Consider the following 14,908-nt stretch of genomic DNA (forward strand, 5'->3'; position numbering starts at 1 on the left):
GCTCAGATCTCGGCGATGCCCTTGCGGTGGCGCTGGGCCAGTTCGGCGTAGAAGCCCGGGTTGAGCTGCACCCACATCTGCGCCTGCGTGCCCTCGATCGGCCGTTTCACCTCGGCGGGGGAACCTGCGGCGAGCACGCCGTCGGGAATCTCGGCCCCGGGCGGCACCAGCGAGTGGGCCGCGATCATGCTGCCCGCGCCGATCTTGGCCAGGTCCAGCACCGTGGTCCCGTTGCCGACGATGGCCTCGGCGCCGACCGCCGCGCCGTGGAAGACCACGCTGTGCGCGATCGTCGCGCCGGGCCCGATCTCCATCGGCACGTCCGGTGGCACGTGCAGCACCGCGTTGTCCTGGATGTTGGCGCGTTCCCGGATCACGATCGGCGCGAGGTCCGCCCGCAGCACCGCGCCGTACCAGATCGAAGCGCCCGCCTCGACCCGGACGTCACCGATCAGGGTCGCCGTCGGCGCGACGAACGCCGTCGGATCGACCTGCGGCCGTTTGCCTTCGAATTCGTAGAGTGGCACTCGTACACCGTAAACGGTGGTGTCGGGTCGTCGCCGGACCGGCGTCGGGAACCGCCGTGCGGCTCAGCCCCGGTCTGGATCCCAGGAGTGTCGAATCCGGGATGGAAGTGGGACTCCCAACGCGGTGCCGCGGTCCATCGGCTGCCGTGTGCCCGGTCCGCGCCTGGCGCGATCGTCCTGCCTCGGATGATGAGCCCGCGCATGCCCGTCGAGTCGGTCTCCGCGTTCGTGTGGACAAGCCGGTCCAACCGACACCGGTGGCTGATCGCCGCGTAACGGTCAGCGGCGCAGCAGCAGGCCGGGCCGAGCGTGCGGTCCGATCGTCGTGTCCGTCACGCGTTCATCCGTTGCGCTGTCGAGTGTCGGCGGGCGCTTGACCCGCGACGGGTAGCCGAGATGTTCAGCGTCCGGCGTAGGCGGTGGACGTGCGCGCGGCCGCGGTGACGAGCGGTCGGAGGTGGGCGGCGAAACGCTCCGCGTTCACCGCGACGATGTCGACGTCCGCGCCGGTGCGCACTGCGTACCGGCCGTCGGCGACCACGTCGATCCAGCACAGCACGCCGAACGGGCGTAGTTCGCCCGCGCCGCGCCGGGCGGAGACGACCATCTGCCCGATGCCTTCGCGCGGCTGCCGGAGCAACTTGCGGATCCGGGATGGGGTGGACGGCCCGGCGACCGGAACGGTGACCAGGTTGCGGCTGTCCTCGCCGACCTGGGTCAGGGGAGCGGTCAGCCGCGGGAGGGTGCCGGGGGTGTTCTCGGGAAGCATCGAAACGATCCGAGCACAGAGGCTTTTCGAGCTGCCCGCGAACAATCGCACCTCACCGCCGCGGTCGGGCGTCGCGCCGGGGCGTTGCGCCGCGACCACCGCGATGTTCCCGGCGGCGGCGCCGAGGATGCGCACCGGCCGCACCGCCGGTTCGGTGTCGGTCGCCGGTCGCGGTCCGCCATCCTCGCGCGGCGCCGCGTCACGTTGACCGAACACCTCGACGCGCAGGTCCGGCTCGGCGAGAACGCGCAGCGCCGCCTCCAGATCCGCGTCCAGGACCTGATCACACCAGCGTTCGAGCGCCGGAAGCTGCGCGGCGCGTTCGCCGATGTCGCGGGCCGACAAGCGCACGGCGAGGGGATAGGGGATGCGATCACCGTCGGTGCGTGACCAGGCCAGCGCGAACTGGTCCGGGGTCAGCGTCCAGTTCACTCGTACTCGGACCATTCCCCGAGCACGGGCGGCGTGGTCGGATCGAGCGATCCGATGAGTTCGCCGCCGTCGTCGGAGGGCTCGAGGAAGGTGGGCAGGTCGTCGAGGTCGAACTCGTCGTCCTCGTCGTCGATCGGAGCCAGGCGTGCGGTCGCCGCGTTCGCGGCCACGCTCGCACCCCCGCGCGGGGTGTCCACCGCGGCCACCGCACCGCCCATCAGGCCGCCCATCGCGCCCGCGCCGAGACCGGTGACGGCCGCGTCACCGCTGTCGTCGTTCCTGCGCCGCTCGTCGCGCTTGCGCTGTTCCTCGGGCGGAACCTGGGGGCCCGCGCCCGGCACGGCGGGCACCGTCATCGGCTCGCCCGTCACCGCGGCGGGGGCGGTCGTCGGCCCCGGTGCGCCCGGGACGGGCGTCGTACGGTGGACGGACGCGGCCGCCATCGCCGGAAGCGCCGCCGCGGCGGCGGGCGCGACACGAGGCGCCGTCGGCGCCGGTGCCTCGCCCGAAGCGGCAGCGGTGGTGGTCGGCGCGGCAGCGGCGGCGGATGTGGATGTGGATGGAGCTTCCGCAGTGGGTTCCGGATCGGCCTGCGGAACAGCGCCCCGCTGCTGTACCGGGTGGCTCGGCTCCTGCGAGGCTGTCGCGAACGATAGGGGTTGCGCGGCAGGGGAGGGCTGGGCGTCTCCGATGATCTTGCTGGACGGTGCGGCACCGGGCGTCGCTGCGGTCGGCGGATCCGTCTCGTCGGGGAACGCGGGCACGTCGGTCCCGGTCTGCACGAACACACCGGCGTAGATGTCGTTCATCGCGCGCACGACGTCCTGACGGGCGTGCTCACTCGCCTTCTGCCCCTCGACATTGCTGGTCGCCTGGGACGGATCCAGCAGTGCTCCCGCCAGATCCGGTGCGTCCGTGGGAGGCTCGGTCACCGCGGCCCGCAGCGCTTCGGCCGCGTCGCTCGCTCGCCCGAGGCGCTGCGAGACCACCGCGAACACGTCGGCCAGGTCCTGGCCGCCCTGTTCGAACACGCGCACCACCGCGTCCGCGCTCTTGGCGGCGGAGCCGCGCCAGCCGTCGGCGATGGCCGCGCGAATCTCGGTGTGCGCCTGGAAGACCGCGTCGGCGAGATGCGCCGCCGCTTCGCTCCACGCCTGCTGGCCGCCCGCGAGCACGGCCGGATCCAGCAGTTGCACCTTGGCGTGGATCTCGCTGTGGGTGAGGTTGTCGAACACTTCGACGTTCGGCGCGTAAGCGGGATCGGTGCGCCGGTGGGTGGCCCGCTCGCCGGCGCGCGGCATCTCACGCATGCGCGGCTCCCGTCACGTCGATCCGTTCCACCGCCAGCGCGAGGGCCTGGTCGGCCTGCTGATAGGTGGCGGCCGCGGCGCGGAATGTCTGCGCGAGTTCCCTTGCAGCGGAAGAATATTGGCGTAGTCGCGTGATCGCGCCGTCGGCTTTGCGCTCGAAACCGGCGCGTAGCGCGTCGCCGGAGGCGAATCCGCCGAATCCGGGCAGGGCGGTGGCGGCGCTCAGCACGCGGATCTGCTCGTCGACCCGATCGGCGAGCAATTCGTACTGGCGCGCGCAGCGTTCGTGCGCGCCGTCGGCGACCAGCAGGCTGTCGATCCACAGCGAGCCGTCGTCGACCGCCCTGTTCAGCGCGGCGATGTCGATACCTGGTGCGGTGACCTCCGCGCGTGGCTCTCCGCCGAACTCGTTCTCCTGCGATGGCATCTGCGCCGTCCCCCTTCCTCGTCCGAAGAGCGGTTCACGGATGTCGTGCCAACCCCACGACGACACCCTGCGTCCAATCCGCGATGTCGGCAGTGACCCGCGCGTGCACCGGCTCGTGCAACAGGTCGTGCCCTGCGTCGATGTACTCCCGTAAATCTACCGATTCGTGGCGGCTAGTCCAGACCCTGACGGCATCGATCGGCGCGCGCCGATCGTCCACGCCGTGCACCGCGAGGATCGGAAGTTCGCGTGGCAGTGGCGTTCCCGGCGCGCCGGGCGCACCGCCGCCGAGCGCGCGCTTCGGGACTCCCGACAGCACCAGGCCCGCGAGCGCGTCGTCGGGGAGGGCCGGCCGCAGCGGGTAGTCTCGTTCCACGGTCACCGGATGCGCTGTCGTGTCAGTGGTTTCCGGCGCCGCCGCGCCGAGCATGCCCAGCGCGGTCACCGCGCCCAGCGAGTGACCCAGCAGGATCAGTGGCCGGTCGTCGCGCGCCAGTTCGACGAGCCGCACGGCGTCCGCTACCAGCTCGGCCAGTGTGCCGGGCCGTTCCGGATCGCCCTCGCTCAACCCGTGTCCCGAGGTGTCCAACGCCCACACCTGCGCCCCGGCGGGTCCCAGGGCGCGCGCGAACCGGTGGTAGTGCCCGCTGTGTTGCCCGATTCCGGGCAGCAGAACGAGGGTGTACCGCGAATTCTCGATCGGCCACCGCCGATAGTGCATCCGCCCGCGCGCGCCGTCGAAAAAAGGCATTCACCGATAGTGCCAAAGATCGTGTCCGGGACGGGACCGCACGATTTCGCGCCGAAAACGGCTAAGATCCGCGGCGACTCACTCCTACCCGAGCCCGAGGTGCCCGCGTTGAGAACCCTCCGCCGTCCCGGCGCCTTCCTCGCCTCCGCAGCGGCGCTCGCCTGCACCGCAGTACTCGCGCCGGTCGCCGAGGCCGCGCCGCCGGTCGCCGCCTGTGACCCCGCGGCGGCGGTCACGGCCGTTCCGGCGCCGGTGCCGGTGCTCGACTGGGCGGAGAATCTGGGCTACGACGCCCAGGGCAATCTGTGGGTCTCGCGGCTCAACCGCAACGAGGTCCAGCGCTACGACGCCGCCGGCACGCTGACCGCGACTGTTCCGGTGGAGTTCCCGGGCGCGGTCCGGCTCGGTCCCGACGGGTTGCTGTACGTCGTCTACGGCGACGCGCCGGTCAGCGTCGTGCGGCCCGGCGGCGTGATCCGGTTCGATCCGGCGGCGGCAGTGCCGGCACCGGAGCTCTACGTCTCCGGGTTCACGATGCCCAACGGCGCCGCGTTCGACCCAGCTGGGAACCTGTACGTCGCGACGTTGTCCGGCGTGGTCAAGGTTCGTCCCGACGCCTCCGTCGACACCGCCTGGGGCGCACCGCTGGCCGGACTGGCCGCCAACGGCGCGGTCGTGCACGACGGCGCGCTGTACATCACCGCCAACGGCGGCCCGCTCGGCCGGATCGTCCGCATCCCGCTCGACGACCCCGCGGCCCGCGCCACCGTCGCGGATGTCGCCGGGCGACTACCCGGCCTGCCGGATTTCGCCGACGACCTGCTCGTCGACCCGAGCGGCATCCTGTACGTCACCACTCTCACCGGCCAGCTGGTCCGGGTCGATCCCCGCACCGGCGCAGGCTGCGCCGTCCTCGCGGGCCAGCCGCTCACCGCGGTGGCCGCTGCCCCCGGCCGTCCGGACGAATTGATCGCGAGCACGGAATCCGGCGCTCTGCTCGGAATCCGCCTCGCCCGCTGAATCGGAGGTCGCGGGCGGGTGCGCGTAGACGCTCGAAGCGGGGTGCGCCCGAGGGGATGCGCTCCCTGATCGCAGACGTCGCGCAGAATGCGCAGAGGACCGGCTGATCAAGGTATTGCCAGGTGCTCAGAAGTGTTCGGCTACGACTTCGTAGAGGGCCGGGTGCGCGCGGCGGTTCGCCTGGGGATGTGCACGGACGCCAGAACTCCCGGGTCGGCTCGTGGCCTCGCAAATTTCGGCGCTGTCCCAGCGCGACGGTGACGAGTTCGAATCGCTCGAGTCATGGGCGCTCCTGCGTGCCTATCGCGCGCTCGGCGCGGTCGGCGATGGCGCGCAGCTGCGCGATGAGTTCCGGTGGCTCGTGGACCTGGAAGTCCGCTCCCAGCCCGAGCAGCCGGTGGGCCAGCCACTCCGGTGCGTCGTCGCGAACGGTGTCGATCCGGCAAGTACGCGCGTCGATCGGGATGATCTCGCCCGGGCCGTCACCCAGCCGTCCCGCGACTCGGTCGGCGGAAGCGTGGATGGTCAGGCGGAGCCGGAAGGCCGGTGTGCCCCAGTCGGTGCGGCGGCCCGTGACGTAGGCGGCGGGATCGGCGGCGGGTAGCGGGCGCGGCGCGAAGCGGGCGGCGGTGGGCTGCGGACGGTCGATCCGGTCGACGCGGTAGACACGCCAGCCTGCGCGGTCGAGGTCGTAGCCGACCAGGTACCAGCGCCGCCGGGCGGGCACGAGGCCCACCGGCTCGGCATTGCGCCGCGTCTCGGCTCCTGTTTCGTCGCGGTAGGCGAATCGCACCCGTTCCCGGTTGGCCACGGTGGCCGCGAGCGTGGCGAGCACCTCGGGGTCGGCAGTTGGCCCGTCACCGGTGGGCGGAGTCAGCGCGGCGGCGAAGACCCGCACTCTGCGCCGCAACTTCGCGGGCAGCACCTGCTCCACTTTGGCCAGCGCCCGGACCGACGCCTCCTCGATCCCGGCCACCGCGGACCCGGCGGCGGCGCGCAACCCGACCGCGATGGCGACGGCCTCGTCGTCCTCCACCAGCAACGGCGGCATCGCCGCGCCCGCCGCCAGGCGGTAGCCGCCCGCCGCGCCGAGCGTCGCGGTCACCGGATAGCCGAGCTCGCGCAGCCGATCGATATCGCGGCGCACCGTGCGGTCGGTGACGCCGAGGCGTTCGGCCAATTCGCTGCCCGGCCATTCGCGCGGCGTCTGCAGCAGCGACAGCAGGCGAAGGAGCCGGGCGGGGGTGTCGTTCATGCTCCGAGCATGCCGGAAATCTAGGACCTGATCAGTCCTAGATCGCTTCTAACGTCGTCGTCGTACTCGCAGGACCGACTGGCAAGGAGCCGACCGAATGACCGATATCCGACCCTTCCGCATCGAGATTCCGCAGGCAGAGGTGGCCGACCTGCACGACCGGCTCGCCCGCACCCGCTGGGCCGCCCAGCTGCCCGGCGTGGGCTGGGATCGCGGCGTCCCGGTCGACTACCTGCGTGAACTGGCCGAGTACTGGCGGACCGGGTTCGACTGGCGCGCACAGGAAGCGGCGCTCAACGCGTTCCCCCAGTTCCGCACGCGGATCGACGGTCTCGACGTGCACTTCGTGCACGTGCGCTCGCCGGAGCCGGACGCGACGCCGCTGATCCTCACCCACGGCTGGCCGAACTCGTTCGCCGAGTTCGCCGAGACCATCGGCCCGCTCGCGGATCCGCGTGCGCACGGACTCGATCCGGCCCAGGCATTCCACGTCGTGGTGCCGTCGGTCCCGGGTTTCGGCTTCTCCGAAGGGCCGCGCGAGCTCGGCATGACACCGGCGAAAGTGGCCCGGATGTGGCTGAGCCTGATGGATCGCCTCGGCTACCGGCGCTTCGGGGCGCAGGGCGGCGATCTCGGCGCGTATGTCGCGCCCGAACTGGCCATCGCCGCGCCGGACCGAGTGATCGGCGTACACCTCGACGGCGGGATCGGGATGCCGACCGAGGCGGACGTACCCACCATGACGCCCGAGGAACGCGCCGAATGGGACGGCATGCAGCAATGGATGACCGGAGGCGTGAACCACCACGTCCTGCTGCACGCCGCCCCGCAGACCTTCGCCCACGCGTGGACCGATTCACCGGTGGGCCTGCTCGCCTGGCTGATGCAGAAGTTCACCGAATTCGCCCCGCTCGCCGACCGCGTCGAGGACGTGATCAGCCGCGATCAGCTGCTCACCAACGCCAGTCTGTACTGGTTCACTTCCACCGCGGCCTCCTCGTCGTGGCCGATGTACAACGGCCTCGGCGATGGCGGATTCGCCTGGCCGAAAGGACAGAAACTGGTGCCGACCGGCACCTACGGCGGCGGATCCGCGCTGATGCGCAGGCTCGCCGAACGCGACAACACCATCGTGCACTGGCCGGAGGGCAACACCGGCAACCACTTCATCGCGATGGAGCAGCCGCAGGCGCACGTCACCGACATCCGCGCCTTCTTCGCCGCCCTGCGGTAGGGAGCGCCGGGGGCGATGCCCCGCCGAGCGATGTCGCCTCGGCCGTGTAGCGATCAGCGGGACCGATGCGACCGCATCCAGGGGGCTGGGCGGGTGCGCCGTTTTCGAGCCTGCCGAGGGCAACCGCTACGTGCCGTAGCCGGTCCGAGCCAGGGTGAAACGGCTCCTAAGGGGTGGGCTCGCCGCCGGAGCCGCTCGGCGCGGGGGCCGCCGGGGCAGGGCCAGGCGCGGGCGCAGGCGGCGGAGCCGGGGCATCGGGGACGGTGAACAACCCGACTGTGGGTGTCATCACACAGTGGGCGAAGGGGTAGTCGATGATGCCCCACATCGAGGCGAGCACCGTGCCCGGTCCGCTCTTGACCGTCTTCGACAGTGTCGGGAGGCGGTACTCGGTCACGTCGTCGAGCGGATCGATGCCGCTGGCGCCGGTGTTCACGTTCACCCAGGCGACGACGAGACCGGACGCCAGGGGAGCGCCGGAGTGCGACGGGGTCGCGCTGAATCGCAGCTCGCCGGGACCGACGTTCAGATCCCGGCCGGTGCCCGTCCCATCGGTCGTGGCGGCCGCGATGATCGTGGTGATCGGCCCGTTGCTGCCGCAGCCGAACGTGGGCGCGGCGTAGGAGAACGGGGTGAACACGCTGGACACCTCGCGCAGGCGCGCGGCGCCGATCAAGTCGGCGTAGCGCCTGAGCGCGCCGACGCCCTCCTGCGCGGACGGGTCGGATCCGGCGATGTCGGTGAGATAGGCCAGGCCGGAGTCCACCGGCGCCTGGGGCTCCGCAGTGGCGGGCGCGGAGAAGGTGAGAACCGCGCCGATGGCGAGAGATGCCGCCGCGGCTGCGGCGCGTGCGATGGTCCTGCCGTTCACTCGTTCTCCTCGATACCGAACCCTGTGGGCCCCCGACCCACCTGCAGCAACGTACCAGCTCGCGGCCGCTGCCGTCCCGGGGAGCGGCGCCTGGGACGGGGGTCGTGACCGGCGTGTGTGTCCCTCCGTTGTGATCCAGTCGACAATGGGGGATTACCGGGAGGTAGGTTTGACTCGGACGTACGAGACACGCAGGGAGATGCGTATGAAACTATCCTTGTCCCCCGACGACGTCGCCTTCCGCGACGAACTGCGCAAGTTCTATCGGACCGAGATCCCGGCCGACATCCGCGAGCGCGTGCGCGACGGCCGCGAGCTGTCCCGCGACGACATCGTCACCACGCACAAGATCCTCAACGACCACGGCCTCGCGGTGCCCAATTGGCCCGTGGAGTGGGGCGGCAAGGATTGGACGCCGATGCAGCGCCACATCTGGCAGGACGAGATGCAGCTGGCCTCGGTGCCCGAGCCGCTGACGTTCAACGCGCAGATGGTCGGCCCGGTGATCGCCCACTTCGGCTCGCAGGAGCTGAAGGAGCGTTTCCTGCCGCCCACCGCGGCGCTGGACATCTGGTGGTGCCAGGGCTTCTCCGAGCCGGACGCCGGCTCCGATCTGGCCTCGCTGCGCACCACCGCGGTCCGCGACGGCGATTCCTACATCGTCAACGGCCAGAAGATCTGGACCACGCTGGCCCAGTACGCGGACTGGATCTTCTGCCTGGTGCGCACCGACCCCAGCGCGCCGAAGAAGCAGGCGGGCATCTCCTTCCTGCTGTTCGACGTGAAATCGCCCGGTGTCACCATTCGCCCGATCAAGCTGATCGACGGCGGGCACGAGGTGAACGAGGTCTTCTTCGAGAACGTCCGGGTGCCGGCCGACCAGCTGGTCGGCGAGGAGAACATGGGCTGGACCTACGCGAAGTTCCTGCTCGGCAACGAGCGCACCGGCATCACCGGCGTCGGCCGCACCAAGGTCAAGATCGGTGTGGCCAAGCAGTACGCGGCGAAGACCAAGTCGGGCAACGGCACGTTGCTGGAGGACCCGGTGTTCGCGGCGCGGGTCGCCGAACTGGAGAACGAGCTGCTCGCGCTGGAACTCACCCAGCTGCGGGTGGTGTCCAACTCCTCGGACGGCAAGCCGAATCCGGCCTCGTCGGTGCTGAAGCTGCGCGGTTCGGAACTCCAGCAGGCGGCCACCGAGCTGCTGCTGGACATCGCGGGACCGGACGCCATCCCGGTGGGTGCGGACGACATCGCCTCGCCCGGCTGGGCGCAGCGCAGCGGCCCTTCCTACCTGAACTACCGCAAGACAACCATCTACGGAGGCTCCAGCGAGGTGCAGCGCACCATCATCGCCTCCACGATCCTCGGATTGTGAGGCGACACCATGGATTTCGATCTCACCGATGAACAGGTCATGCTCCGCGACACGGTCCGTGACCTGCTCGCCCGCACCTACGACGCGGAATCGCGGCTCAAGGTCGTCGACTCCGAGCTCGGCTGGAGCCGGGACGTGTGGCGCCAGCTCGCCGAACTGGGCGTGCTCGGCCTGAGTTTCACCGAGGAGGACGGCGGCGTCGGCGCCGGTCCCGTGGAGACCATGGTCGTGCTCGAGGAGGTGGGCCGCAGGCTCGCTCCGGAACCGATCCTGGACGCGGTGCTGGTGCCCGGCGGGCTGGTCGCCGCGGCGGGCAGTGCCGAACAGCGGCAGCGGATCCTGCCCGAGGTCGCCTCGGGCGCGAAGCTGCTCGCGTTCGCCCATGCCGAGCCCGGGGTGCGCTGGCCGTCGAACGACCTGGCGACCACCGCCGCGGCGCAGGGTGATTCGTACACGCTGACCGGCGTGAAGAACCCCGTTCCGCACGGGGACAGCGCCGACGAACTCGTGGTGAGCGCCACGCTGCCGGAGGGCGGTGTGGGGCTGTTTCTCGTCGCGCCCGACGCGACGGGCGTGGTCCGCAAGTCCTACCGCACGGTGGACGGTCAGCGCGGCGCGCAGCTGGAACTGACCGGCGCGCCCGCCGAGCGGCTCGGCGCGGCGGACGCGGCCGAGGCGATCGCGTCCGTGCTCACGCACGCGCAGACGAGCCTGTGCGCGGAGTCGGTCGGCGCGATGGAAGAAGCGTTGCGGCTGACCGCCGATTACCTCAAGCAGCGCAAGCAGTTCGGCGTCACGCTGTCGAAGTTCCAGACGCTCACGCAGCGGGCGGCCGAGATGTACGTCTCGCTGGAGCTGGCGCGCAGCATGAGCCTGTACGCCACGGCGTCGCTGGCGGACGGGGCCGACGATCCGGTGATCGCCTCGCGCGCCCGGTTGCAGGTCGGTCGCGCGGCCCGGCACATCGGGCAAGAGGCGATCCAGATGCACGGCGGCATCGGCGTCACGGCGGAGTACCCGGTGAGCCACTACGTGGCACGGCTGACCGCGATCGAGCACACTCTCGGCAGCGGACTCGAGCACCTGCGGGTGCTCAGCGACCGGGTCGGCGACTACGAGCTGCCCGAGCTGTAAGGAGTGCCGCGGTGGTGCGTGCTTGCGCACCACCGCGTCTCACTCGTCCTGGCCCTCCGGGGAGGTCCGCAGTTGCGTGGGCGCCTCGTCCGTCGATTCGCCGGTGGGCGTCCGCGCGGTGGGCGGCCTGGGGTCCTCGGGTGGCGCGGCCTGCGAGGTGTCCTCGTGCGGGTTACGCGGGGACGGCTCGGCGGTCGTGCTGCTCATGAAGCCCGCGAACGGGGTCGGGTGCCGCTGGTCGGCCGGTGCGATCCGCCAGCTGGGCGACGGCGGGATGACGACCCTGGGGGTGGTCGATCCCGTAGTGCTTTCGTGGACCACGGGTTCGGCGTACTCGCCCGCCTTCAGCGGCGGCGGCGGCACGTAGGTGTCCTGCTTGCCGACGCCGCAGGCGCCGATCAGGACGAGTCCGATGGAAACCGCTCCCGCGGCGATCGCCGGACCGGCGATCTTGGCCCTGCTGCTTTCCAACGGTGACGCTCCTCGTGTGTATCGAGTGGACTCACCTTACTCGAGGCCGGTCGGTCCGGCGAGGCGAGTGGTCGCTGGGGGTACGCCGGGCGGCGCATATAAAACAGTTCTGATTCAGATATCGAATTGGTCTCTTCGGCGTGTCGTGGGCACGTGTCGCTATCTTCCGGCGTCCCGGGGTCGTAGCGTGTGTGAGCAAAGTTACGCGTGAGACGCCGGTTCAAGGATGAGAGACACGTTGTGTGAGAACGTGATAGTGGTTCTCTGACCGGCGTCATCGAGGAGTAGATGATGGGAGCTTACTCGACAGCGTCGCGGCGTGGTTCATCCCGCGCCGCGGAAGATGCGGTGTCGGCAACGGCACAGCATCCCGCGTCGAACCAGCAGGGCGTGTTCACGATCGTGTCGCGGACGCTCGCCTGGCTGTTCTTCATCGGCGGACTCGTCGGGGCGGTGCTCGGCATCGCCGGCCTGCACGTCGAGATCACCGTCGCCGGACTCATTCTCGCCTGCACCGCGGGGCTGGTGCTGCTCAAACTCCGCGCGGGTGGCGGCGAACCCGACTGACACGAAACCGGCCGGTCGCCCGGTGACCGGACCGGCATCGGCCGTGAGAAACGAAGGCGCGCAACACTTCATGCGCCTACCGTGATTCCATGAGGATCGAGATCACCACCGACGCCGCCGAGTTCCGCTCGGTCGCGGGGTCGTTCCTGCTCCGCGATCCGCTGCGGCACACCGTGCTCACCACGAGCGTCGCCAACCACCTCACGGGCATGGACGCCCCGGCCGAGGCCTCGCGATTCCTGTCGGTCCACGGCGAGGACGCCGCGGTGGTCGGCGCCGCCATGCGCGTGGCGGGTCGCGACGTGTATCTCGGCGCGCTACCGCCCGATGGCATTCCCGCGGTGGCTCGCGCGCTGGCCGACGTCGTCCCCGCGAGCGCGGGCGTCGAGGGCGTCGTCGAAGACGCGACTGCTTTCGCGCAGCACTGGTGCGCACTGCTGGGGAAGAGTTTTCACCAGTCGTACGCCACCCGGCTGCACCGGCTGGGCGCGCTGCGGATCCCCGAGGTGGCCGGAGCGCCGCGCCCCGCCCGGGACTCCGACGTCGCGCTGTGCCTGGACTGGCTGGCGGCCATGCGCGAGGAGTCCGGCATGGCGTCCGGACTGGACCACGCCGCGATCCGCCGGCGGGTGGCGGCGGGCCGCTGGTGGCTGTGGGAACGCGACGGAGAACCGGTCAGTCTTGCCGCGCATCAGATCCCGATCCAGGGTTGGTCCCGGATCGGGCCGGTCTATACCCCGCCGGAGGCACGCGGGCACGGTTATGCCTCCGCGGTGACCGCGCACGTCGCGAAGCTGCTGCGCGCCCAGAGCCTCGAGGTCTGCCTGTTCGCCGACACCGCCAACACCACGGCCAACCGGATCTACCGCACGATCGGCTTCCACCCGACGCACGAGTTCGCGCACTACGTCTTCGAATAACCGGCCAGGACGGTGCGCGAGGCGGTGGTGAACCAGGCGAACACCGCGCCGGAGTCGGCGGCGCGGGCCACCCGTTGCTGACCGCGAGCAACTACCGGTACCGCTCCACGCGTGGGTCGTCGGCCACCATCGGTCGTGTCGGCATCCACTCGCGCGGCGCGGGGCCTGCCGAACGTGGCCGCGGAACGCGCGGCGGGTGGGCATACCCTTGCGTCTCCCCGCAACTCAATTCAGCGGTGCGGATTTCCACCAAGCCATGAACTCGGCGTCGGTGGCGATGAATCCGGCGCTGTACATCAACATGGCCGCGCGGCCCGGATCCGAGGAGAAGGCGGTGACCATCCGCGGGCGCAGGTTGCGACTGTCGTGCAGCGTGTAGTTGGTGTAACTGCGCCCGCTGTCGTTGGTGGCGGTGGCGCGGTCGTTGGCCGGTAGCGCGGCTAGCGCCGCCTGCGCGTCGGCGGGGGAACCGTAGAGGTAGAAGTCGAAGGACGCCTTGTTCGGGCCGCCGAAGCAGCTCCACATCACCAGCCAGGGACCGAAATCCGGATCGTCGTGGTCGCGCGTCGTCGCGGAGTCCGGCGCGTGCGCGAAACAGCCCGCCTTGTTGTACCCGGTTCCGGAGTGCACCAAGCGCTGCGCGGAGGTCTCCGGCAGCATGTCCGGGAACGCGGCGCTCAGCTCCGCCGCGCGGGCGCCGATCGTGGCACGGTCCGCGGTGGTGGACGCGGTCGTGGTGGGCCGCCCGGTCGAGGGCGCGGCGGAGATGGTGTTCTGCGGGCGTGCGGTCGTCGTCGGGGCGGCGGAACCGGGGGAACCGTTGTCGGTGAGGGCCACCGCGACGACGAGACCGAGCAGGGCGACCACCAACAGCAAGCCGATCCAGCCGCCCACCGACGCATGCCATCGGGAACGACGCCTCGGGCCGAGGTAGGCGCGCGCCGGACGCTGGGGGATCGCCGCGTCGGCTCGGGGCGGCGCATTCGGCGCGGGCGGTGGCGACCACGTCGCGGGAGCGGTGAGCGCCTGCCATGCGGCGGCGGCGAACTCACCGCACGAGTCGAAACGATCGGCCGCGTGCTTGGCCATCGCCTTGGCCAGGACGCCGTCCAACGCCACCGGTAATCCGGGCCGCAGCCTGCTGACCGGTGGCGGTGGAGCGCTGAGATGGCCCTGGATCACCGCGACCGGATTGGTCGCGTCGAACGGCACCGTGCCGGTCAGCAACCGGAACAGCGTGCAGGCCAGCGCGTACTGGTCGGCGCGGTGATCCAGCGGCGCACCGGACAGCTGCTCCGGCGCGGCGTAGGCCAGGGTGGCGGTGAAGGTCCCGGTCTGGGTGAGCCTTCCGGTGTCGTCCCGGAACCGGGCGATGCCGAAATCGGAGAGGTAGACGCGTTCCTGCTCGCCGTCGACGCGCTCCAGCAGGATGTTCGCGGGTTTCACGTCACGGTGCAGCACGCCGCGGCTGTGCGCGAAGTCCAGCGCTTTGGCCGTCTCCGCGATGATCTGCACCGCCCGCTGCGGCGGCAACGTCCACGCGTCCAGCGCGGCGGCGTCGGTGCCGTCGATGTAGCGCATGCAGATCCACAGCCGGTCGCCCTCGATGCCCCGGTCGAACACCGTCACGATGTTCGGGTGGTCCAGCCGCGCGACGAGGTCCGCCTCCCGTTCGAAGCGGGCCCGGATCTCCCGGTCGTCGAACAGCTCCGGGTTCAACAGCTTCATCGCCGTCAGCCGGGGCAGCCGCGGATGCCGGGCCAGGTACACCGATCCCATCCCGCCGCGGCCGAGCAGACGCTCGATGGTGTATCCCGCGAAGACCTCGCCGGTGCGCAGCAT

At 70.9% G+C, this 14,908-nt stretch carries 15 protein-coding genes; 6 read left to right on the forward strand and 9 right to left on the reverse strand.

The window, feature by feature from the left end:
- Positions 1-2: 2 nt before the first annotated feature.
- The 5 genes from QMG86_RS04380 to QMG86_RS04400 form a co-directional block, all read right to left on the reverse strand.
- The gene (locus QMG86_RS04380) at positions 3-527 is read right to left on the reverse strand and encodes a gamma carbonic anhydrase family protein (protein WP_043731092.1); all 525 of its coding nucleotides are present in this window, start codon (positions 525-527) and stop codon (positions 3-5) included.
- 400 nt (positions 528-927) lie between these two features.
- Positions 928-1,728 carry an ESX secretion-associated protein EspG gene (locus QMG86_RS04385; RefSeq protein ID WP_281877827.1) on the reverse strand — a complete coding sequence of 267 codons (801 nt, stop codon included), beginning with the start codon at positions 1,726-1,728 and terminating at the stop codon, positions 928-930.
- A complete protein-coding gene (locus tag QMG86_RS04390) occupies positions 1,725-3,038 on the reverse strand; it encodes a WXG100 family type VII secretion target (RefSeq protein WP_281877829.1) in 1,314 nt (437 codons plus the stop codon). Before QMG86_RS04390 ends, QMG86_RS04385 begins: the two co-directional genes overlap by 4 nt.
- Positions 3,031-3,465 (reverse strand): hypothetical protein, encoded by a 435-nt coding sequence (locus QMG86_RS04395; protein WP_281877830.1) that lies wholly within the window; start codon positions 3,463-3,465, stop codon positions 3,031-3,033. Before QMG86_RS04395 ends, QMG86_RS04390 begins: the two co-directional genes overlap by 8 nt.
- A gap of 34 nt (positions 3,466-3,499) precedes the next feature.
- On the reverse strand, positions 3,500-4,216 hold the full coding sequence (locus QMG86_RS04400; RefSeq protein WP_281877831.1) for an alpha/beta hydrolase: 717 nt from the start codon (positions 4,214-4,216) through the stop codon (positions 3,500-3,502).
- A 108-nt stretch (positions 4,217-4,324) separates the two neighbouring features.
- Here QMG86_RS04400 and QMG86_RS04405 point away from each other — a divergent pair, with 108 nt between their 5' ends.
- Complete coding sequence (locus QMG86_RS04405) at positions 4,325-5,236, forward strand: NHL repeat-containing protein (RefSeq protein WP_281877832.1); 912 nt, start codon at positions 4,325-4,327, stop codon at positions 5,234-5,236.
- A gap of 280 nt (positions 5,237-5,516) precedes the next feature.
- Here the strand turns inward: QMG86_RS04405 and QMG86_RS04410 are convergent, their stop codons facing one another.
- Positions 5,517-6,491, reverse strand: a complete 975-nt coding sequence (locus QMG86_RS04410) for a helix-turn-helix transcriptional regulator (RefSeq protein WP_281877833.1) — start codon at positions 6,489-6,491, stop codon at positions 5,517-5,519.
- Between the two features lie 97 nt (positions 6,492-6,588).
- On the opposite strand from QMG86_RS04410, the gene QMG86_RS04415 reads away from it, so the two are divergent.
- Positions 6,589-7,725 carry an epoxide hydrolase family protein gene (locus QMG86_RS04415; RefSeq protein WP_281877834.1) on the forward strand — a complete coding sequence of 379 codons (1,137 nt, stop codon included), beginning with the start codon at positions 6,589-6,591 and terminating at the stop codon, positions 7,723-7,725.
- Positions 7,726-7,891: 166 nt separating this feature from the next.
- Here the strand turns inward: QMG86_RS04415 and QMG86_RS04420 are convergent, their stop codons facing one another.
- The gene (locus tag QMG86_RS04420) at positions 7,892-8,596 is read right to left on the reverse strand and encodes a hypothetical protein (protein WP_281877835.1); all 705 of its coding nucleotides are present in this window, start codon (positions 8,594-8,596) and stop codon (positions 7,892-7,894) included.
- A gap of 205 nt (positions 8,597-8,801) precedes the next feature.
- Here QMG86_RS04420 and QMG86_RS04425 point away from each other — a divergent pair, with 205 nt between their 5' ends.
- Complete coding sequence (locus QMG86_RS04425; protein ID WP_281877836.1) at positions 8,802-9,974, forward strand: acyl-CoA dehydrogenase family protein; 1,173 nt, start codon at positions 8,802-8,804, stop codon at positions 9,972-9,974.
- Positions 9,975-9,983: 9 nt separating this feature from the next.
- On the forward strand, positions 9,984-11,108 hold the full coding sequence (locus tag QMG86_RS04430; RefSeq protein ID WP_281877837.1) for an acyl-CoA dehydrogenase family protein: 1,125 nt from the start codon (positions 9,984-9,986) through the stop codon (positions 11,106-11,108).
- Positions 11,109-11,147: 39 nt separating this feature from the next.
- Here the strand turns inward: QMG86_RS04430 and QMG86_RS04435 are convergent, their stop codons facing one another.
- Positions 11,148-11,579: a hypothetical protein gene (locus QMG86_RS04435; RefSeq protein ID WP_281877838.1), complete on the reverse strand. Its 432-nt coding sequence runs from the start codon at positions 11,577-11,579 to the stop codon at positions 11,148-11,150.
- A 348-nt stretch (positions 11,580-11,927) separates the two neighbouring features.
- Here QMG86_RS04435 and QMG86_RS04440 point away from each other — a divergent pair, with 348 nt between their 5' ends.
- Together QMG86_RS04440 and QMG86_RS04445 are read left to right on the forward strand one after the other, a co-directional pair.
- Positions 11,928-12,146 (forward strand): hypothetical protein, encoded by a 219-nt coding sequence (locus QMG86_RS04440; RefSeq protein WP_281877839.1) that lies wholly within the window; start codon positions 11,928-11,930, stop codon positions 12,144-12,146.
- Between the two features lie 89 nt (positions 12,147-12,235).
- Complete coding sequence (locus QMG86_RS04445) at positions 12,236-13,066, forward strand: GNAT family N-acetyltransferase (RefSeq protein WP_281877840.1); 831 nt, start codon at positions 12,236-12,238, stop codon at positions 13,064-13,066.
- 225 nt (positions 13,067-13,291) lie between these two features.
- On the opposite strand, the gene QMG86_RS04450 is transcribed toward QMG86_RS04445, so the two are convergent.
- Complete coding sequence (locus tag QMG86_RS04450; RefSeq protein ID WP_281877841.1) at positions 13,292-14,908, reverse strand: serine/threonine-protein kinase; 1,617 nt, start codon at positions 14,906-14,908, stop codon at positions 13,292-13,294.

This window comes from Nocardia sputorum (assembly GCF_027924405.1).
In the GTDB taxonomy this organism is placed as follows: domain Bacteria; phylum Actinomycetota; class Actinomycetes; order Mycobacteriales; family Mycobacteriaceae; genus Nocardia; species Nocardia sputorum.